This window comes from Novosphingobium sp. HR1a, assembly GCF_015594425.1.
GTDB lineage: Bacteria > Pseudomonadota > Alphaproteobacteria > Sphingomonadales > Sphingomonadaceae > Novosphingobium > Novosphingobium resinovorum_A.
The window spans coordinates 187,694-206,758 of the sequence record NZ_JABXWS010000051.1; the positions used below are offsets into that span (position 1 = coordinate 187,694).

Genomic DNA, 19,065 nt, shown 5'->3' on the forward strand with positions numbered 1-19,065 from the left:
TGCGCACAACCTTGCGCCGGGCGAGAGGCGCAGGCGTCATGCGTGCCGCTTTCACCCCCAACCCGCCTGCTTTGCCCGTGCTGGCCCCGGTCCTGGCCGTGGTCGCCGGGATCGCCGCATTCAGCGTCATGGATGCCGCGATGAAGGCCGCCTCGCTGGTTCTCGGCGTCGGCACGGCGCTGCTCCTGCGCAACCTGTTCGGAACGCTGCTGACGATCCCGCTGTGGCTGGCCAAGGGCCGCCCGACGCCGACCCGCAAAGTGGCACTGTTCCACTTCCAGCGCTCTTGCGTCACCTCGGTGATGGCGGCGCTGTTCTTCTACGGCCTCGTGCGCATCCCGATGGCCGAGGGCATGGCGATCTCGTTCTTCGCGCCGATCATCGCGCTCTATTTCGCGGCGCTGCTGCTGGGCGAGACGATCCGGCCGCGCGCTATCTTCGCCGCCCTGCTCGGCCTTGTCGGCATGGTGGTGATCGGTGCTGACCGCTTCGGAGCCGGGCAGTACGGGGCCGAAGCGGTCAAGGGCACCGCCGCCATCGTGCTCTCCGCGGTATTCTATGCACTCAACCTCGTCATGCAGCGCAAGCAGGCCCTGCTCGCAGGGCCCGTGGAGATCGCGCTGTTCCAGAATCTCAATGTCACGGTGCTGTTCGCCCTGTTCGCCCCGTTCTACTGGACCATGCCCGATGCCGCGAGCCTTGCATGGACGCTGCTCGGCGCCGTGCTCGCCACCATCGCGCTGCTGTTCCTGTCCTGGGGCTATGCGCGGGCCGAGGCGCAGGTGCTCGTGCCGGTCGAGTACACCGGGTTTCTCTGGGCCGCGCTCATGGGCTGGATGGTGTTCGGCGAACGCCCCGGGCTCGGGATCGTGGCAGGTGCGGCATTGATCGTGACGGGTTGCTGGATCGGCACGCGCCCCGCCCAAAACAACACCTAAGTCTAGCCTCGCGCGCCCTTGACCTTGGGCCGCCGAGAGCCCACGTCCGGGACTAGAGATTTCCGCCTGTCGCACTGCAACACGACGCAGCAAATCGTGTTGTCCCCGAGGCAGGCTCTACACAAAAGGGGATAAAGCCCACCATGACACAGGTCGGACAGGACTCGCTCGGCACCCGCAGCACCATGACCGTCGGCGGCAAGACCGTCGCTTACTACTCGCTAGGCAAGGCATCCGAGAAACTGGGCGATGTTTCCCGCCTCCCCTTCTCGATGAAAGTGCTGCTCGAGAACCTGCTGCGCTTCGAGGACGGCGGCTTCACCGTCGGCACCGAGCATATCCAGGCCGTAGTGGACTGGCAGAAGAACCCCGTCACCGGCGAGGAAATCCAGTACCGCCCGGCCCGCGTTCTCCTCCAGGACTTCACTGGCGTCCCCTGCGTGGTCGATCTTGCCGCCATGCGCGATGCGATCGCCAAGCTCGGCGGCGACACCAGCAAGATCAACCCGCTGGTCCCGGTGAACCTCGTCATCGATCACTCGGTCATGGTCGATGAATTCGGCCACCCCAAGGCCTTCGAAGAGAACATGGAGATCGAGTACGCCCGCAACATGGAGCGCTACGACTTCCTCAAGTGGGGCTCCAAGTCGCTCTCCAACTTCTATGCGGTGCCGCCGGGCACCGGCATCTGCCACCAGGTCAATCTGGAGAACATCGCGAAGACCGTGTGGTCGAGCGAGGACCAGAACGGTGAACTGGTCGCCTATCCCGATACCTGCGTCGGCACCGACAGCCACACCACGATGGTCAACGGGCTCGGCGTACTGGGCTGGGGCGTCGGCGGGATCGAGGCCGAGGCCGCGATGCTCGGCCAGCCGGTGTCGATGCTGATCCCCGAAGTCGTCGGCTTCAAGTTCGTGGGCGAGCTGAAGGAAGGCGTCACCGCCACCGATCTCGTGCTCACCTGCACCTCGATGCTGCGCAAGCACGGCGTCGTCGGCCGCTTCGTCGAGTACTTCGGCCCCGGCCTCGCCTCGCTCAGCCTCGCCGACCGCGCGACGCTCGCCAACATGGCCCCCGAATACGGCGCGACCTGCGGCTTCTTCGGCATCGACGGCAAGACGCTGGACTACCTGCGCCTGACCGGCCGCGAGGAAGAGCAGATCGCCCTCGTCGAGGCTTATGCCAAGGAGCAGGGTTTCTGGATGGAGCCGGGCGCGCCCGATCCGATCTTCTCCAGCACGCTGGAGCTGGACCTGTCGACCGTCGTGCCCTCGCTCGCCGGTCCCAAGCGCCCGCAGGACTGGGTCGCCCTTCCCGAAGTGGACGACGTGTTCAACGCCGATATGGCCGCGACGTACAAGAAGACCCCGCAGCGCGTCCCCGTCGAAGGCAAGGACTTCGACATCGGTGACGGCGACGTCATGATCGCGGCGATCACCAGCTGCACCAACACCTCGAACCCGAGCGTTCTTGTGGCCGCCGGTCTCGTCGCCAAGAAAGCGGACGAGCTGGGTCTGAAGCCCAAGCCCTGGGTCAAGACCAGCCTCGCGCCGGGATCGCAGGTCGTCACCGACTATCTCAACAAGGCGGGCCTGCAGGCGCACCTCGACAACATCGGCTTCAACCTCGTCGGCTACGGCTGCACCACCTGTATCGGCAACTCCGGCCCGCTGGCCGAGCCGATCAGCAAGGCGATCAACGACAACGGCCTCGTCGCCAGCGCGGTGATCTCGGGCAACCGCAACTTCGAGGGCCGTGTCTCGCCCGACGTGCGCGCCAACTTCCTCGCCTCGCCGCCCCTGGTCGTCGCTTACGCTCTCAAGGGCACCGTGGTGGAGGACTTCCTCACCACCCCGATCGGCAAGAGCAAGGACGGCGTGGATGTGTTCCTCAAGGACATCTGGCCCACCAACCTCGAAGTCGCCGAGACGATGACCGCCGCCGTCGACCGCCAGATGTTCCAGGCCCGTTACGCCGACGTCTACAAGGGCGACAAGCACTGGCAGGCGATCAACGTGGTCGGCTCGGAAACCTACAAGTGGCGCGCCGGGTCCACCTATGTTGCCAACCCGCCCTACTTCGAGGGCATGGAGATGACCCCGGCGCCGGTGACCGACATCATCGAGGCCAAGCCGCTGCTGATCCTGGGCGATTCGATCACCACCGACCACATCTCGCCGGCAGGGTCCATCAAGGCCGACAGCCCGGCGGGCAAGTGGCTGATGGAGCACCAGGTCGCCAAGGCGGACTTCAACTCCTACGGCTCGCGCCGCGGCCACCACGAAGTGATGATGCGTGGCACGTTCGCCAATATTCGCATCCGCAACGAGATGGTCCCCGGCATCGAAGGCGGAATGAGCCGCTTCGGCGAGGAGCCTGGCGCGGTCTACGACGTCGCGCAGAAGTACAAGGCGCAAGGCACGCCGCTGGTGGTCATCGCCGGCAAGGAATACGGCACCGGCTCCTCGCGCGACTGGGCGGCCAAGGGCACCAACCTGCTGGGCGTGCGCGCGGTCATCGTCGAAAGCTTCGAGCGCATCCACCGCTCCAACCTCGTCGGCATGGGCGTGCTGCCGCTGCAGTTCAAGGACGGCGAGAGCCGCCACAGCCTGGCCCTCAACGGCGACTGCGCCTTCACCATCAAGGGCGTTGCCAGCCTGAAGCCGCGCCAGGACGTGGAAGTCGAGGTGACCCGCCCCGACGGCACCCAGTTCACGTTCATCGCGCTGTGCCGCATCGATACCGCCAACGAGGTCGAATACTTCAACAACGGCGGCATCCTGCAGTACGTGCTGCGCAACCTCGCCGCGAGTTGATCCGACCCGGCGCGTCGGATGCCGAAACGAAAACCCCGCCTGGCGCGATCCAGGCGGGGTTTTTTATGCTGCCTCGCGGCACCTCAAAAATAGATATCGATGTAATCCGTCAGGCTGTCACACCATTCGAATTCGCGCAGCCGGTAATACTTGCGATTCTGTGTTATCGCAAAATGCCAGATTTTCGTCTTATCGCACTGGCGTCCGGCATCGGGCGTATCGGTGATGGCGATGCGGCCCTCGAAAGTGAAATAGTCTGCGCCAATCTCGGAGATGGTGCCGTCGAGGAACAGACGCCCGGCCCCGCCCGCTTCGGCCTGTGCACCGCGCAGCTTCCAGACGCCATCGTCCTGCCGCACCACTGCCGTGCCGCGCGTGTTCCAGTCGATCCACTGCAGCGCCAGCCCCTTGTTCGCCGCTAACCGCTGCGCGCTCTTCGCGTCGAGGATGCGGGTGGGCTGCGGCGTACTTTGGGCGGAAATGGACGGACCGAGCGGAATCAGCAGGCCGGCGAGCAGAAGGGAGCGAATACGCATCCCCTGACATTACGGGGCTCAGCGCCGACATGGAAGACCTTGCGCTTGCACGCTTGCCCACGGGCGGTTCGTCGCAAGTCAATCCCGTCCGGCATTCGGGATCAGAGGTGCACGAAGCGGCCGCTCGCGCCGATCACAGGGCACGCATCCTCGTATCAGTTACACAGGATGGGCAACATAGTCGCTTCCGAGAAAAGCGCCCGGATTGTCGAGATCGAAAGCATCGATCGGCGATTCCTCGCCCGCAAGGTCGATCTGGTAAATCCGGTATCCTGAATCCCGAAAGAACTGGAAAATTGCTCCCGCCTTCTCGCGATTGGCCGCGGCAACATCCTTATCGATGGCTTCCCGATCGTCGCCCATATAATTCGGCAATACCTCAAAGAAGCAGATCGGCCGGGCGCGTGCGATCGTTTCGGACAAGCCCCGGAATACGCTCAGTTCGGCACCTTCGACACCGACCTTGATAATGGCCGGCGCGAGCACGTTCAGATCCTGCAACGCCCCGTCCCCTTTGCGCGCCGGAACGAACTGGGGCGGCACAGTGTCAACATACCGAGCCCTCGATTGCACATCGAGCGTCCCCATTTCATCGTAAGCCCCCTCCGCGTAGAACGGCAGGAGGCAATCACTGTCGCTGAGCGCAACGCCGACCACCGTCACGTTACGAAGGGCGTTGTCCTTGATGAAAAGCTGAGCGAGCGCGCAACATGCAGACTGCGGCTCGAATCCGACATATTCTCTGTCCGCGTCGATCGACAGGATGCGCAGCAACGTCTGCCCCTTGTTCACTCCGACATCAACGATCGGGCCAGCCCGCGAAGCCATCGCGGCGCCCAGTGGCTTGGCAAGGTACGGCTCGGGCCCCATTTCGACGGCAAACTGGCTTGGAAGGTAGCCCTTCACGCGGTAGCGACGGGTACCAATGGAAATCTGACTGCCGAGTTCCCGAGCAAGGCGCGCAAAGTGAAAACGCAAGCTTTGCAACTTCATTAGCTCTGATGCCGGGAAATTGTTCATCCGGCTCGCTGGATACCAGCCCTGAAAATGGCCGGGTACTGGGACAATCAACCACGCTGTCACTGCCGTTTTGCGACCGTAGCGCGGGCTCATCGCATTATCACCAGTGTGTATATTGGTGACATGATAACTGACGATGATGACCGTTCTCGTAAATCGGATGTCATCCAGGCAGCGGCTTCGCGCTGCGGCGCCCGCGAATTGCGAACCTCCAGACCAGCAGCCTTCCCTTGCACAAGGGCGCGTCGCCAGCACGCCTTGTCAAACTGCCGCCCAGTGCCTGATCTCCTCCGCCAGCCCACGCGGCATGTGCTGCGGCAAGTCATCCAGGGCGAAGAAGCACGCCTCAACGATTTCGCGCCCATCGGCGCGCGGCTCGCCGCGGGCGGCCCCGCGCACGACCCGCACAACATTGCGGCTGCCGTGCAGTTCCTCGGTGCTCACTGTCAGCAAGCGCGCGCCAACGAGTGCGCAGCCGGTCTCCTCCAGAGTTTCACGCACCGCAGCGGCGACCGGGTCCTCGCCGGATTTGAGGCCGCCTCCAGGCGGCATCCATTTGTCCGAGCCATAGGAATGGCGTACCAGCAGGATGCGCTCATCCGCATCGAGCGCCAGTATGCGCACCCCGTCGAGGCGCGGACGCCATACGCGCCAGACCTTCACGCGTATCGCATGCGCCGCCCGGTAGAGCGCCCGGTGCAGCGGCGCGGGCAAACGGATCAGCAGAAGCAAGTGACTTTCGCGCTAGTTGTACGCAGCAGGCGGGCGACGGGCAGGTCATGCTCCCCGGCAATCGCCGCGTCGAATACCGCGCGCTTGTCGGCACCCCGGATGACGAACACGATCTCGTCGCTATCGATGAGCGAGGGGATGGTGAGGCTCACCCGATCAAACGGCGCCTCGGGAGGGAGCGGATCGGGGGTTAGCCGACGAACCGGCAGCGCATCATCGACCTGGGGGTCGGTATTGGGGAACAGCGAGGCGATATGACCATCGCCGCCCATCCCCAGCCATGCGATGGCGAAATGCGGCGGCGTCGCATCCTCGGTCAGCGGGACGATCCTCGCACCGGCGGGCTCGAGCCGGGCGCGGATCTTGCCAACGTTGCTGGCGGGATGGTCCTCGGCAACGATGCGGTCATCGCCCGGCCACACCGCAATGCGCGGCCACGGGAGATCCTCGGCCGCAAGCCGCTCGAAGATCGGGAAAGGCGTGGAGCCGCCCGGCACGGTCACGGCGATCTCGGTAGATATAGCCAGCGCACTGCGCAGGCGCGCGGCAAACCAGGTGGCGATGGCAGCGTCGTCGGCGCCTTCGATCATTTCGACGTTGAGCATAGGGAGCGCCCTAGCACTCCGCCGCTCGCTGCGGAATGGGCCAAGCGAGATTCTCGCGCAGGAACCGGGCGCGCTGCTCGGCTTGGTCGGCCCGGTCGTCGATAATACCGTCAGTGGCGTTATCGCCGGCTTCTCCGGCCAGTGCGCTGGTCGCCTTCAGGGTGGCGACGTAGGCGGTATTGTCCTGAAACAGGTCCTTGGCTATCGCCATCGCGCTGAGGCTGGTGTCGTCCTCTTCCTTGATGGTCGTCTTCGCGCCGATCGCGCCGATCGAAGTGTCGGTCTTTCCGTCCAGCTTGCGCACGCGCTCGGCGATGAGATCAGTCAGGGCGACAATTTCGGTGGCATGGGCGTCGAGCGGCAAGTGCAGGTCATGGAACTGCGAGCCGCGCACATATAATTGGAAATCGGTGATTTTCTCGTAGAATACGCAAACACGCTGCCAGCAAATCTGCTTGTGCAAATTTTGCCACTAAAATTTCCAACGTCCTTGTAGAAAGTGCTTTTGCGGAGCTAAATATCCTAATTGCGCTGCATCAAGATTTCTCCGATGAGGACTTACGCGCAATCTCGGAAATCATCTCATATCCTCCATCCGTTCGCCACAAGGCAGTGACGGAAGAGCGGAATCCAAAAGGATCTGTAATCGTGACGATGACTAACCGAGTTTTCCGATATCTCAATCGAAGCGCCATGACCTCTTGCAAAACAAACCCGCCAGTTCAGAAGAGGGGTAGACGTTGAGAAAAGGTATCATTCTTGCCGGCGGCTCCGGCACCCGCCTTTATCCGCTTACCCGAGGCGTCTCCAAGCAACTGATGCCCGTCTACGACAAGCCGATGATCTATTACCCGATGTCCGTCCTCATGCTGGCGGGCATCCGGGAAATCCTCATCATCACCACCCCGCACGACCAGCCGGCATTCAAGGCGCTGCTGGGCGACGGATCGGACTTCGGCATCGAGCTTCAGTATGCCATCCAGCCCGAACCGGCGGGACTTGCACAGGCCTACCACATCGGCGCGAATTTCGTGGGCAGCAACCCTTCCACACTCGTTCTGGGCGACAACATTTTCTACGGCCATGGCTTGCCTGAACGGCTGGCCAACGCCGGCGATCGCGAGACCGGAGCATCGGTCTTCGGGTATTACGTGAAAAATCCGAAGGCATACGGCGTCGTCTCGTTCGACGCTCAGGGTCGTGCGGAAACCATCGAGGAAAAACCGCAGAACCCGCGTTCGAACTATGCGGTGACCGGCCTTTATTTCTACGACGGCAAGGCGGTCGACTATGCCCGTGATCTCAAGCCCAGCCCGCGCGGTGAATTTGAGATTACCGACCTCAACCGCATCTACCTCGAGAACGGTGAACTCACGGTCGAGATCATGGGCCGCGGGTACGCCTGGCTCGATACGGGCACGCACGCCTCGCTCCTCGATGCAGGCAACTACGTCCGGATCATCGAGGAACGCCAGGGCCTGAAGGTTGCCTGTCCCGAAGAAATCGCGTGGCGCAAGGGTTTCATCGACGATTCCCGCCTCGAAGAGATCGCCGCTCCGCTCGTGAAAAGCGGCTATGGCGCCTACTTGCTCAACCTTCTGAAGAACCGCGAACCCCTCCTCGTGGCGGAAACCGGAGCGTGAATATCATACAGACCGAAATCGACGGCCTCGTCATCATCGAACCACGCGCGTTCGGGGATGATCGCGGATTTTTTATGGAAAGCTGGAACCGCAAGACCTTTGCCAGCCTCGGCCTGGATCTAGACTTCGTGCAGGACAACCACAGCTGTTCCGCCAAGGGCGTGCTGCGTGGCCTGCATTATCAGCAGCCCAAGCCGCAAGGCAAGCTCGTGCGTGTCACCGCCGGTCGCGCCTGGGATGTCGCGGTGGATCTGCGCGCCGGCTCGGCGACCTACGGCAAATGGGGCGGTATCGAACTTTCTGCCCAGAACAAGCGGATGCTATGGGTGCCACCGGGGTTCGCTCATGGTTTCGTCAGTCTGGAAGACGGCACCGACTTCCTTTACAAATGCACTGATTTCTACGATCCCGCCAACGAGCATTCGCTCATGTGGAACGATCCTGAGGTCGGCATCGAATGGCCGCTCGAGGGAATTGATCCCCAGCTTTCTGCGAAGGACATGGTCGGCAAGCCGCTGAACGAAGTGGAGCCTTTCGCATGAAGGCGCTGATCGTCGGGGCCAAAGGGCAACTCGGGAAGGGCCTGTCCGCAACCGCCCCCGCCGAAGCCGACATCGTCGGCCATGACATCGACACCCTCGATATCACCGACCCCGCTGCAGTATCGGCGCTCGTTGCCGAGGTTAGACCCGATGTGGTGTTCAACGCCGCCGCCTATACTGCGGTGGACAAGGCCGAAGGCGACGAGGACGCCGCGCTTGCGGTAAACACGACGGCGGTCGGTTACCTCGCCGATGCCACGCGCAGTGTTGGGGCCCGCTTCGTGCACGTTTCCACCGACTTCGTGTTCGACGGACTGTCCGGCGTGCCTTACGCACCCGACGCTAGGCCCGCGCCCATCAGTGCCTATGGCCGCACCAAGCTCGCCGGCGAAGTCGCCGCAGGCGAGGACGCACTGATCGTGCGTACGGCCTGGGTTTATGCCCCCCATGGCGGCAATTTCGTCCGCACCATGCTGCGCCTCATGAGCGAGCGTCCGGAAGTGCGCGTGGTTGCCGACCAGATCGGAACCCCGACATATGCCCCGGGTCTTGCTGCAGCATTGTGGACGCTCTCGTCCAACGGGGTGACCGGATTGCACCACTACACTGACGCAGGGGCGTGCAGCTGGTACGACTTTGCCGTCGCAATCCAGGAAGAGGCACTCGCGGCCGGGCTTCTGGACACGGCAGTACCGGTGATTCCGATCAACGCAGTCGAATATCCCACGCCCGCGCGCCGTCCACACTATTCCGTGTTGGACAAGACCTCGACGTTCACCGCCCTTGGCGGCCCCACGCTGCATTGGCGCATCAACCTTCGCAAGATGATTACCGAGATCAGGACCAATGGCTAATCTTATCGTCACCGGCGGCGCAGGCTTCATCGGCGCAAACTACGTCCATTACCGCAATCGCATCGCGCCGCAGGACAACATCGTCGTCCTCGACCTGCTGACTTATGCCGGTAACAAGTCCAACCTCGACGGACTGGACGATGTCCTCCTGGTCGAAGGCGATATCTGCGACACCGATCTCGTTTCGTCGATCATCGATGACCATGACATCGACACCATCGTCCACTTCGCGGCGGAAAGCCACGTCGATCGCTCGATCACCGGCCCCGATGCTTTCGTCACGACAAACGTGATCGGCACGCACAGCCTGCTCAAAGCGGCAAAGACGGCGTGGCTCGACAAAGGCAGCGGAAAACCACATCGCTTCCACCACGTCTCCACGGACGAAGTCTACGGCTCGCTCGGCCCGAACGATCCGGCCTTCAGCGAGACCACTGCCTATGCACCCAATTCGCCCTACTCTGCGTCCAAGGCAGGCAGTGACCATCTCGTACGCGCCTACTACCATACCTACGGGCTTGAAACCACGACCAGCAACTGCTCGAACAATTACGGCCCTTTCCAGTTTCCCGAGAAGCTGATCCCGCTTTTCACCCTCAACGCGCTGAACGGCAAGTCCCTGCCGATCTACGGCGACGGCATGAACGTGCGCGACTGGCTGCACGTCGAGGATCACTGCCGGGGCATCGAGGCCTGCCTTCAGAACGGCAAGCCGGGTGAAGTCTACAACATCGGCGGCGGGCAGGAACTGCCGAATCTGAAAGTGATTGAGGAAATCTGCCGCGCGGTAGACAATGCCTTCGCCGCAGACCCCTCGCTGGCCGAGCGGTTTCCCAATGCCCCGGCCGCACGGGGGCGCAGGAGCGAGGAACTCAAGGCCTTCGTAACCGATCGCAAGGGTCATGACCGTCGCTACGCGATTGACGAGACCAAGGCTCGCAATGAACTCGGATACGCCCCCGCACGCGATTTCCCGCAGGGCTTCACGGAGACGCTGTCCTGGTTCCTTGCGCGCCAGGACTGGTGGCAGCCGCTCCTCGAAAGGGCAGCCATCATTCGCTGATCCTTCCCGCGTCAGCGATCCGAGCTGACATCAACGCATATGTTCGTCCAATTCGGCGCACACCGCCTCATCAGTGTCGCGCCGAGCGGATGCTTGATGCAGCATCGTGCCAATTCTGGTCGGCGGGCGGCGACACCGGATGCCTCATGATCGGAAAGGACGACGAACCATCCGGCATGCGCCGACATCCGTGAACCGCATGTCGCAGCTGCTTGCTGATTGAAACAAAGACGCGGTCGGTAAAGGCCCGATAAAACGAACCAAAATGGTCAATGAGGGAAAAGGCAGCTAACGCATTGTCTCAACAGGCTGAATCACCTGAGAGCTAAAAAATCATGTACATCAAAATCTTATAGCGTTCCATCTGATAGAATCGGATCACAAACCGCTCTAGCAGGGTGCGACAGGAGATGGTATTTCCTGGCTGGATGCAAAGCAGTAGTGTTACATCCAACTGGACCGTAGCCGTAAGTCGCCTTGCTGGCGATGGGCATGAGAAATGAGGCCAGACCGCTTGCGGATACGCAGAACGAATTGTTTCATACTTCGGCTCTGCGGCTGGGCCGTGCTGTCACTCGTCCTTGGGAGCGAAGCGCTGTCATCCCCGGCCGTGGCGGCAGCGCCCGATGAGCCGTGGCCGGTTACCTTGCGACAGCAGATGGCGCGGGTAACTTCGATTGGATACCGGCTGAACCGCGCTGCTGTCGGCATCTGCGAGAAGCAGGCTTCTACGATCGGTGTGGCAATCGATGATCTGGGCGCCTATGAACAAAGCGATCGCTCCGCGATTTCCCAGCTTCTGGACATGGGCGAGGATCCTCAGATCGCGGTCGTCGTCAAAGGCGGGCCTGCCGATATCGCGGGAGTCCATGCCGGCGATACACTGGTTTCCATCGATGGCCGTGCTGTCCGCGGCATTATCGCCTCATCACCTGACAAAGCGCTGATCGCCGACGAACTCGAGCAGCGGCTCGCGCAGTTTCCCGCCACTGCGCCTCTCACGCTCGGCCTGCGCCGCGACGGAAAGGACGTCCAAGCGCAAGTGCGGCCCGAGCGTACCTGCGCGGCTCGTTTCGTCATCAAGACCGGTCAGGGGATCACCGCTTTCTCGGACGGCAACAATGTCGCGATTTCGAGCAGGCTCATCGACTTTACCATCAACGACGACGAACTGGCGCTTGTTGCGGGACACGAGCTTGGACACGTGGCCTATCAGGACGGTACCGCGCCGAACATTGCCGAACGTCGCCGAATGGAAGATCGCGCGGATGCCCTGGGCTTGCAGCTTGCGACATGCGCCGGCTTCGATCCGGAAATCGGACTGCAGTTCTGGTTACGCCGGGACAAGCAGGACATGCTGCGACTGCTGCGCGACCCGACGCACCGCTCGCGCAAGGCGCGCGTCGAACTCATGAAGGCGGAGATACCGAAAGTTCACTGTCCGGTTCGCTTGTGAGTCGCTCACAGCCATTGATCCTGACGCCGCTACCCCGCCCTTTCTGATTCCCTTGCAAGCCGCGCGGCACCCTCGCGAAGCTCCTGACATCTGGTCGCAAGCGCGGCTTGATCGAATCCGGCCTGGCACAGTTCGTTGTATCGCTTACCGGTAGGGATCATGCATCGCATCGCCTCGCCGCCCCGGCCACGAGCTCCCGCGCCACGTGATGCTCCGGCAATCGTCAGGACCGAGGTTTCCCCTCCTGACCTCGTCATGCTATCGTCCCATTGCCAGACGACGGAGTTTTTGTGGCCGCCACGTTCGCGCGATCAGGCACGAGCGGCGATGCGGCCTCTAACCATACGCGCGCCAGGACGGGAAGCATGGAGATTGCCAAGGACAAGGTTGATGAAGCCATACTTGCATTGCTGTGGCTCAACCAGCAGGTAACCGGAGTGGCGTGGAAAGGCTTCGACTGGGCAGCGATGAACCGGCTTCACGAGCGCGGGCTCATTTCCGACCCCGCACGGCGACGCAAGTCGGTGTGGTTCACCGAGGAGGGTGATGCCGCTGCGGAAAAAGCGTTCAGATCGCTGTTCAGCTCTGGAAATTACGAAACTTCCGGGTCGGAAACGACGCCGTAGTCGAGGAAAGGCACCCAATGGCAGCTTTGGAGACCGAAAGCGAGGTCATCGCAGTGACCGGCTATGCGGCAGTGCGGCAGGCGTTCAACGACGTTCTTGACTTGTGTGTCGTCAAGCTGACGCAGGCTGATCGCAGGTTCGCGTGGGAGGTCCTCGATCTCGGCGGCCTCGATGAAGATGACACGGCGGCCATAGAAATGCTGAGCGACACCGCTTTGTTCTCGCGGCGCGACCCGCTGCGCGCGCGCCGCGCTATCGACCGGATCGCCGGCAAGCTGCCGGTCAAGCGCGATCCGCTCAAATCCGCGATCGCTGCGCGCCTGCCTGCAGCCATTTTCTCGATCTTTCGCGTGATCGGTGTCCACAAGGACGGGGGTGTACACGCACTGGATTTGCTGGATCGCCAGCGCCCCATCCATATCATGGATCATGCGCTAGCCCAGCAGGTACAGGTGATCGGCGAAGTGCTGATAGCGGGTCGCTTCGTGGACCTTGGCCCCTGGTATGTCGGCTTCGGGATCGTCGTTCCTTTGCGCAAAAGTGAAAGCCTTGCGATCATGCTCGCACTTTCCGCAAGTGATGGCGGTCCCGACGAGATCGAGGAGAAGCGTCACGATCTGCATGAACTGATTTACCAGTCGCACCTGATGGGTGAGGATCTGGTCATGCGCGCCGTTGAACCCATGATCTCCGGCATCGCGATGGGCATCGACATGGAAGAGGATTTCGACGCGGCGATGAAATCCCTGGCACCGGTCTTCCCTTTGCGGCGCGCCGGTGGGCAGGCCGACAACAAGAACGCCAACGACAGGTGAACCCGCTTGAGCAGCGATATCAGGACCGAGCTCGAGAGGCTCAGCCACGAAGCGCTGATTGACCTCATTGACCGTCACGCCCGTGACGACGACCGCTTCAAGGCCTGGCTCGCGGCGCAACTGGCTATCCAGAACTCGCTGAATGACGGTGCCGGGCTGGATCCGGCACCGTTCGAAGCGCGGATTGCCGCATTGCTCGCGCCACCGTTCGTAGGGTTCCGAGGAGACTATCGGCACGATACCCTGGTCGAAGTTGATTACGAAGCACTCGATGAACTGGTTGCGCAGGCGAACACATTGCTTACCGCGAAAGACGGTGTCAGTGCGCTGGCGATCCTGATCCCTCTGGCACGAGGGCTTGCCGAAGTCGTAGGCAATTGCGACGAGCGCGATGGCTGCTTCGAGGACCTCCTGGAGATTCTCAACGAGCGGATTGCGGTTGCCGTTCTTCTCCAGAGCGTCACCCGGGAGTCCTGCGACGATGCCTGCGACTCGCTCAGCCGCTGCCAGCACGAAATTGCCAAATACAGCGCTAGCGGTGCATTCGAGTTGGCCATCGCCGCCGCTTCGCGCCGATGGGACGACCCCGGCCTCGAGGATCTCCTGGCCGGTCGTGGCTCGACCTGGCCGGTGATCGGCAGCAGCGATGCCGATGAGGAGCGGCTTACCGCAGCCCGGCTATCGGCGCTGGACGTGATGGATCGCCACCAGGAGTTCCTGCGTTTTTCATTCGCCGCGAAGCACTTCCCAGCGCATGCAGGAATGCTGGTACGCCTTGACCGGATCGTGGACGCCATGGACGTTGCCAGAACCCATTTGCGCGCGCCCGAAGATGTTCTCGGACTTGCCAACGCCGTGTGGGACACCGGGCGGTGTGACGCCGCGCTCGATCTTGGCGGCTGGGGCCTATCGATGCCGCCTGATCCCGATACGGCGGCCCACACAAGCGCTCACGCATGGCTGACGCTGTGTCGCTGGGTGCGAGATCGGGCGGCGCTCGCAGGTCAGCCCGCAAAGGCGGTGTCAGCCGCCATCGGCGCTTTTGAAACGAGCCTCGCCCGCGAGGATTTCAGGGCGGCTGCGAAAATCTGCGAGCCCCATCAGTGGGACACAGTGCGAGAAGAACTGCTCGGTCGCCTGATCGCCGCCGCTTACGCCGTCGACCGCATCGACATCCTGCTTGATGAAGGTAGGCTCGATGACGCGATCGCAAGCATCGAACACGCCAACCCACGATTGCATTATGCCCGCGACGAAGCGCTCGTTAGGCTAACCAATGCCGCGCTCAAGGCCCGCCCTGAATGGGCTGCCGGTTTTGCGGTGAAGATGGCGTCCCCCATCATCGAGAGCGGGCGCTCGAGCCGATACGACCTTGCCGCTTTCTGGCTCGAGCGGGCTGCGTGCGGGTTCATCACGCTCGGCAGAACCGCCGAGTGGCATCACTATCTCGACGAGTTGATGACGACGCATCGACGCAAGCACAGGCTGATGGGCTTTCTCAGATCCTTACGCTCGCGCTCGTGAAGCGCCGCGCGCCGAGCCACCCCCGTCGAGCGTGCGGATCAGACGTTGCTGCCCCGGCGCCGGGCATTGAAAGGTGCGGCGGGGATCGTCTGTGAGGCAAAGTGTTTTGCGCCTCGCCCCAACTGATCTGGGCGTACCCCATTCGGCGAATATTGCCTGCGCGGCAATGTTGATGTCCGGCGCCGGTACCAGTACTTCTGGCGGCGCGGGTGCCGTGAGACAGGGGTACGTCACAGGCCGGGGGTCAACGGCGACAGGCGCACCTCGAAGTAGCGGGCCCTTACTCGTTGAGGTGTTCCACCACCCGCCCCCTCTCCTTCCGACTCGTCTGGTGCGCGCCTGACGGGGCTCCGCCTGGATGCCCTCACAATTCCGGCCCATGCCCAGGCCAGTGACCTACGTGACGACTTGGCAACTTGTCTGCTCGGTACGAAAGCCTGCACAAAACGAAATGGCCGGGGCGGTATGCCGCCCCGGCCATCCCACTCTTAGTCTGAGTTCCCGAAAAAGATCAGGAGCCGTTCGACTTGTTATCATCGTCAGCGATGACGTAGATGCCAGCGCCTACCGCAGCCACGCCAACAGCGGCGAGAATGATGGTGCCGGATTCAGCGTTGTTCTTCTTCTTAACAACGGACGACTGACGAGCGCCAACGCCGCTGAGGTTGGAAATCTTACCAACCGAAGCCGAAGCGGTGGTGCCAGCCTGGGCCGCCACAGGAGCGGCAACCATCGCCGCGACGCTCAGAGAGAGCAGAGTTTTCTTGATCATAAATATCCTTTCGACGTCGAGAAAGGGATCCTCACTGCCGCCCTGATTTCACCGAAGTGACCTGCAGCATACATTCAAGTTGGCCGGGAGGATCGGACACTATTCGCTGCAGTGCACAATGGGTGCGGAAAGGTCCATCGCAACTCAAGCGCGCATGGATGAAGCGTGCCCTGCCAGCGATGAATCGCTGTGCATATTTTGAATTAGCTAAAGATCACGGCAAAATTAGCGTGGGAAAAGTAGATCCTCGATCAGAGAAAAAATGGGTTTCTGCCTAATTTGGCATAATCCGCTGCGCTTTTTCGCCGAAGAAGGATATGTGTGAAAGTCTTGCAGGCGGTAGATCCTTAAAATTTGTAAAGTCAATATTTTTGCCGGATATGTGCGTTGTTGGTGTTGCAGCAAATGGACACGCCCATGTCGCCCCGCAGGAAATGCGCCGATTTGTGTATTGAAATTTCAGCGGCATCTTGCCTCAGCCTATTGGTTACTGACGCGGCCACGACCACAGTGCTTCTGCAACACGCAGGTCAAATATCGTAAATGCGCGAGGAGCGCGCACGGCCGGGGCCGGCGATATCATCCGGGACGCCCACCGCCGCGCTCACGCTCTCGGCGAACCGCATGGCAATAGCGACGCCGCCTGCGCCTTCGATCATTTCGCTCTGAGCGCGGGGAGCGCCCTGGCGCTCCCGTCCCACTGCGGAATGGGTCAGGCGAGAATCTCGCGCAGGAACCAGGCGCGCTGCTCGGCCTGGTCAGTCCAGTCGTCGATGATCCCGTCGGTGGCGTTGTCGCCGGCTTCACCGGCCAGTTCCTTGGTCGCCTTCAGGGTCGCGACATAGGCGGTATTGTCTTCGAACAACGCCTTGACCATCGCCATCGCGTCGAGGCTGGTGTCGTCCTCGTCCTTGATAGTGGCCTTGGCGCCGATCGCCCCGATCGAGGTCAAGGTTTTGCCACCGAGCTTGCGCACCCGCTCGGCGATGAGGTCGGTCAGGCCGAAGATCTCGGTCGCATGGGCATCGAACAGCAGATGCAGGTCATGGAACTGCGGGCCCCGGACATGCCAGTGAAAATTCTTGGTCTTCACGTAGAGTGCGAAAGTGTCCGCCAGCAGCCCGTTGAGGCTGTCAATGAGCGCGGCCTGCGAGTTGTCCTTGGACGTCATGTTTGGATTCCCTCGATTTGTCGTGTTGTGAACAGAACTAAGCCCAAGAAACGCGATTGGAAAGCATAGGTTCGATTGCAAAAATCGATCACAGAATGCCGATTTGCCGGAGGAACACGGTGATCGCCGTGACCAGCAGTACGGCGCCGACCACCCGGCGCATCCCATGCGCCACCGGCGTCGCCAGAAGGTCCGGCCTCGCCCACGCAAAAGCGACAAGCACCGTGCCGCCTATAGCTCCGGCGGCTCCTGCCGGCCATGGACCGGCAAGTCCCACACCCATGCCAAAAACGAGAAAGCGCGGCGCATCTGTGACCTGATGCGCCAGCAATACCAGTGCGAGCGCACCAAGCGAGTTGGTCGGCTCGCGCGGATCGCGGCGGGGTGCCAGCACCATGGATTCAAGCCCGGCCATGCCGAGGGCGATGGCCGCGAAAATGGTGCGCGCGGGCGGCGGTAACTGGACGAGCATGAGCGCAGCCGCATAGGCCGCCAGCGTCGCGGTCGCGATGCTGGTGAGGATTGCCACGACCAGAACGGCCGGACGCCGTCCCTGACCGAGCGCGAGCCCGGCGATCGTGACTTGGTCACGCGCGCCGAGCCCCGCCAGCAGGACGGCCAGGAAGGTAAGGTAGAAAGCGGGCATCAGGCCTGTACCATGCCCGCGTCCGGCACTCCGGGCGAGCCCTCTCAGCCCGCCTTCTGGCAGGCGACGATCGCGGTGATCACATTGGCGGTATCGGCCGGATCACGCACGCAGACGGTGTCGAGGCCCATCGCCTTGGCCGGATAGTCGTTGCCGCCCGGGAAGATCGCATCGCCGATGAACAGCATGTCCGCTTCCGCCACCCCGCTGCGCTCGGCAAGGCGGCGCAGACCCCACGCCTTGTCAACGCCGGGCTGAGTGACATCCACCGAAGTCGCACCGCCGAGGTTGATCGACACGCCCGGAAGGCGCTTGATGAGATCAGCCTGGATCACCTTTCGCTTGGCGAAGTCCGGATCCCAGTGTTCCTTCGCCTCCAGCGGGGCCTGCTGGCCCAGTGCCGAGAAGGTGATCTGGCTGCCGCGGTCCTCGATACGCTCACCCCAGGTCTCCTCGGGCGTGAAACCGGTCGCGGCCAGCGAGGCGTCGAAGGCATCGAGGATTTCCCGCTTCTGCTCCTCGGTGAACAGTTCCGCATAGACCGGCGACCACGCGCCGTCGCTGTGCAGGTAGAGCTTGGCGCCGCTGGTCGGCATCATCCACAAGCGGGAGAGATCGGCATGCGCGGGGAGACGACTGGCGACCTGCTTGTCGAACTGCGGCCAGTCACCGCCCGAAATGACGGCCACCTGCGCAACGGTGAGCAACTGCGCGAGAAGCTCCGCCATCTCCTCCGTCAGCGGCTGCTTGCTCAGCGCCAGGGTACCGTCGAGATCGAACGCAACGATTTTCTTCATTCCACATCCTTTAAGAACCGGCGAGAAACCCGATGATCAGAAGGTTCATAAATCGGCCTCCGCGGTATCGCAGAAACCGACCTTGTGATGACCAATCGGCCGTACACTGCCATGCCCGGCCATTGGGAAACTTTGAGGTCAGGCACAAGCGACTTTCGGTCAGCGCCTACTCGTTGACGGCACCGGCGAGCTTGCCCACCTTCTGCATGCCGGCGATGGTGGTGATCATAATGTCGTCGCCATGGACGACGACGATCACGTTCTCCAGCTCGATCACCGAGGCACGCGGACCGTCGCTGTCGACCAGCACGCCCTAGTTCGACCACCATGTCGTGCTCCATCCCCTGCGTGGTGCCGTGCCGCTCCTGCAGGATGCGCGCGCGATCGACCACGCGCCCGAGCCACGTCGAGAGGATGTTGAGGATATTGCCGATGGCCACGAGCACGAAAACCGGCGTCAGTGCCAACTGGATGGTCTGGACGATCATGTCCCCCTTCATGCACCG

General features: G+C 62.2%; 21 protein-coding genes and 1 pseudogene. 10 read left to right on the forward strand and 12 right to left on the reverse strand.

Annotated features, from left to right (window positions below):
• Positions 1-38 precede the first annotated feature (38 nt).
• The gene (locus HWN72_RS14470; protein ID WP_008827636.1) at positions 39-938 is read left to right on the forward strand and encodes a DMT family transporter; all 900 of its coding nucleotides are present in this window, start codon (positions 39-41) and stop codon (positions 936-938) included.
• A gap of 143 nt (positions 939-1,081) precedes the next feature.
• Positions 1,082-3,757, forward strand: a complete 2,676-nt coding sequence (gene acnA, locus HWN72_RS14475) for an aconitate hydratase AcnA (protein ID WP_008827637.1) — start codon at positions 1,082-1,084, stop codon at positions 3,755-3,757.
• Between the two features lie 83 nt (positions 3,758-3,840).
• Here the strand turns inward: acnA and HWN72_RS14480 are convergent, their stop codons facing one another.
• The 5 genes from HWN72_RS14480 to HWN72_RS14500 all read right to left on the reverse strand — a co-directional run bounded on the left by HWN72_RS14480 (position 3,841) and on the right by HWN72_RS14500 (position 7,113).
• Positions 3,841-4,293, reverse strand: a complete 453-nt coding sequence (locus HWN72_RS14480) for a hypothetical protein (RefSeq protein WP_008827638.1) — start codon at positions 4,291-4,293, stop codon at positions 3,841-3,843.
• A gap of 159 nt (positions 4,294-4,452) precedes the next feature.
• A complete protein-coding gene (locus tag HWN72_RS14485) occupies positions 4,453-5,406 on the reverse strand; it encodes an FkbM family methyltransferase (RefSeq protein ID WP_211150506.1) in 954 nt (317 codons plus the stop codon).
• Between the two features lie 168 nt (positions 5,407-5,574).
• On the reverse strand, positions 5,575-6,045 hold the full coding sequence (locus tag HWN72_RS14490) for an NUDIX domain-containing protein (protein ID WP_008827640.1): 471 nt from the start codon (positions 6,043-6,045) through the stop codon (positions 5,575-5,577).
• Positions 6,033-6,650: a 6-phosphogluconolactonase gene (locus HWN72_RS14495; RefSeq protein ID WP_008827641.1), complete on the reverse strand. Its 618-nt coding sequence runs from the start codon at positions 6,648-6,650 to the stop codon at positions 6,033-6,035. The genes HWN72_RS14490 and HWN72_RS14495 overlap by 13 nt, the downstream gene beginning before the upstream one ends.
• A gap of 10 nt (positions 6,651-6,660) precedes the next feature.
• Positions 6,661-7,113, reverse strand: coding sequence for a Dps family protein (locus HWN72_RS14500; protein ID WP_211150507.1), 453 nt, complete (start codon positions 7,111-7,113; stop codon positions 6,661-6,663).
• Between the two features lie 277 nt (positions 7,114-7,390).
• Here HWN72_RS14500 and rfbA point away from each other — a divergent pair, with 277 nt between their 5' ends.
• The 8 genes from rfbA to HWN72_RS14540 all read left to right on the forward strand — a co-directional run bounded on the left by rfbA (position 7,391) and on the right by HWN72_RS14540 (position 15,173).
• On the forward strand, positions 7,391-8,293 hold the full coding sequence (gene rfbA / locus HWN72_RS14505; RefSeq protein ID WP_211150508.1) for a glucose-1-phosphate thymidylyltransferase RfbA: 903 nt from the start codon (positions 7,391-7,393) through the stop codon (positions 8,291-8,293).
• Positions 8,290-8,835, forward strand: a complete 546-nt coding sequence (gene rfbC, locus HWN72_RS14510; protein ID WP_211150509.1) for a dTDP-4-dehydrorhamnose 3,5-epimerase — start codon at positions 8,290-8,292, stop codon at positions 8,833-8,835. The genes rfbA and rfbC overlap by 4 nt, the downstream gene beginning before the upstream one ends.
• On the forward strand, positions 8,832-9,689 hold the full coding sequence (gene rfbD / locus HWN72_RS14515; protein ID WP_211150510.1) for a dTDP-4-dehydrorhamnose reductase: 858 nt from the start codon (positions 8,832-8,834) through the stop codon (positions 9,687-9,689). Before rfbC ends, rfbD begins: the two co-directional genes overlap by 4 nt.
• Positions 9,682-10,752 carry a dTDP-glucose 4,6-dehydratase gene (gene rfbB, locus HWN72_RS14520; protein WP_211150511.1) on the forward strand — a complete coding sequence of 357 codons (1,071 nt, stop codon included), beginning with the start codon at positions 9,682-9,684 and terminating at the stop codon, positions 10,750-10,752. Before rfbD ends, rfbB begins: the two co-directional genes overlap by 8 nt.
• A gap of 658 nt (positions 10,753-11,410) precedes the next feature.
• Positions 11,411-12,208 carry a M48 family metalloprotease gene (locus HWN72_RS14525; protein ID WP_211150512.1) on the forward strand — a complete coding sequence of 266 codons (798 nt, stop codon included), beginning with the start codon at positions 11,411-11,413 and terminating at the stop codon, positions 12,206-12,208.
• A gap of 365 nt (positions 12,209-12,573) precedes the next feature.
• Complete coding sequence (locus HWN72_RS14530; RefSeq protein WP_211150513.1) at positions 12,574-12,834, forward strand: DUF6429 family protein; 261 nt, start codon at positions 12,574-12,576, stop codon at positions 12,832-12,834.
• A gap of 17 nt (positions 12,835-12,851) precedes the next feature.
• Positions 12,852-13,649 (forward strand): hypothetical protein, encoded by a 798-nt coding sequence (locus tag HWN72_RS14535; protein WP_211150514.1) that lies wholly within the window; start codon positions 12,852-12,854, stop codon positions 13,647-13,649.
• A 6-nt stretch (positions 13,650-13,655) separates the two neighbouring features.
• Positions 13,656-15,173, forward strand: coding sequence for a hypothetical protein (locus tag HWN72_RS14540; protein ID WP_211150515.1), 1,518 nt, complete (start codon positions 13,656-13,658; stop codon positions 15,171-15,173).
• A 511-nt stretch (positions 15,174-15,684) separates the two neighbouring features.
• Here the strand turns inward: HWN72_RS14540 and HWN72_RS14545 are convergent.
• From HWN72_RS14545 to HWN72_RS14570, 7 genes and pseudogenes are all read right to left on the reverse strand, one after another.
• Positions 15,685-15,945, reverse strand: a complete 261-nt coding sequence (locus tag HWN72_RS14545) for a hypothetical protein (protein ID WP_036526832.1) — start codon at positions 15,943-15,945, stop codon at positions 15,685-15,687.
• Between the two features lie 530 nt (positions 15,946-16,475).
• Positions 16,476-16,604 carry a hypothetical protein gene (locus tag HWN72_RS31585; protein ID WP_256434576.1) on the reverse strand — a complete coding sequence of 43 codons (129 nt, stop codon included), beginning with the start codon at positions 16,602-16,604 and terminating at the stop codon, positions 16,476-16,478.
• A 53-nt stretch (positions 16,605-16,657) separates the two neighbouring features.
• On the reverse strand, positions 16,658-17,116 hold the full coding sequence (locus HWN72_RS14550; RefSeq protein WP_008827646.1) for a Dps family protein: 459 nt from the start codon (positions 17,114-17,116) through the stop codon (positions 16,658-16,660).
• 88 nt (positions 17,117-17,204) lie between these two features.
• A complete protein-coding gene (locus HWN72_RS14555; RefSeq protein WP_211150516.1) occupies positions 17,205-17,762 on the reverse strand; it encodes a hypothetical protein in 558 nt (185 codons plus the stop codon).
• Between the two features lie 44 nt (positions 17,763-17,806).
• Positions 17,807-18,559, reverse strand: coding sequence for an HAD-IIB family hydrolase (locus HWN72_RS14560; RefSeq protein WP_211150517.1), 753 nt, complete (start codon positions 18,557-18,559; stop codon positions 17,807-17,809).
• 166 nt (positions 18,560-18,725) lie between these two features.
• Positions 18,726-18,869, reverse strand: coding sequence for a hypothetical protein (locus HWN72_RS14565; protein ID WP_248006024.1), 144 nt, complete (start codon positions 18,867-18,869; stop codon positions 18,726-18,728).
• A gap of 28 nt (positions 18,870-18,897) precedes the next feature.
• A pseudogene (locus HWN72_RS14570) lies at positions 18,898-19,059 on the reverse strand (DUF2721 domain-containing protein); the annotation flags it as partial.
• Positions 19,060-19,065 lie beyond the last annotated feature (6 nt).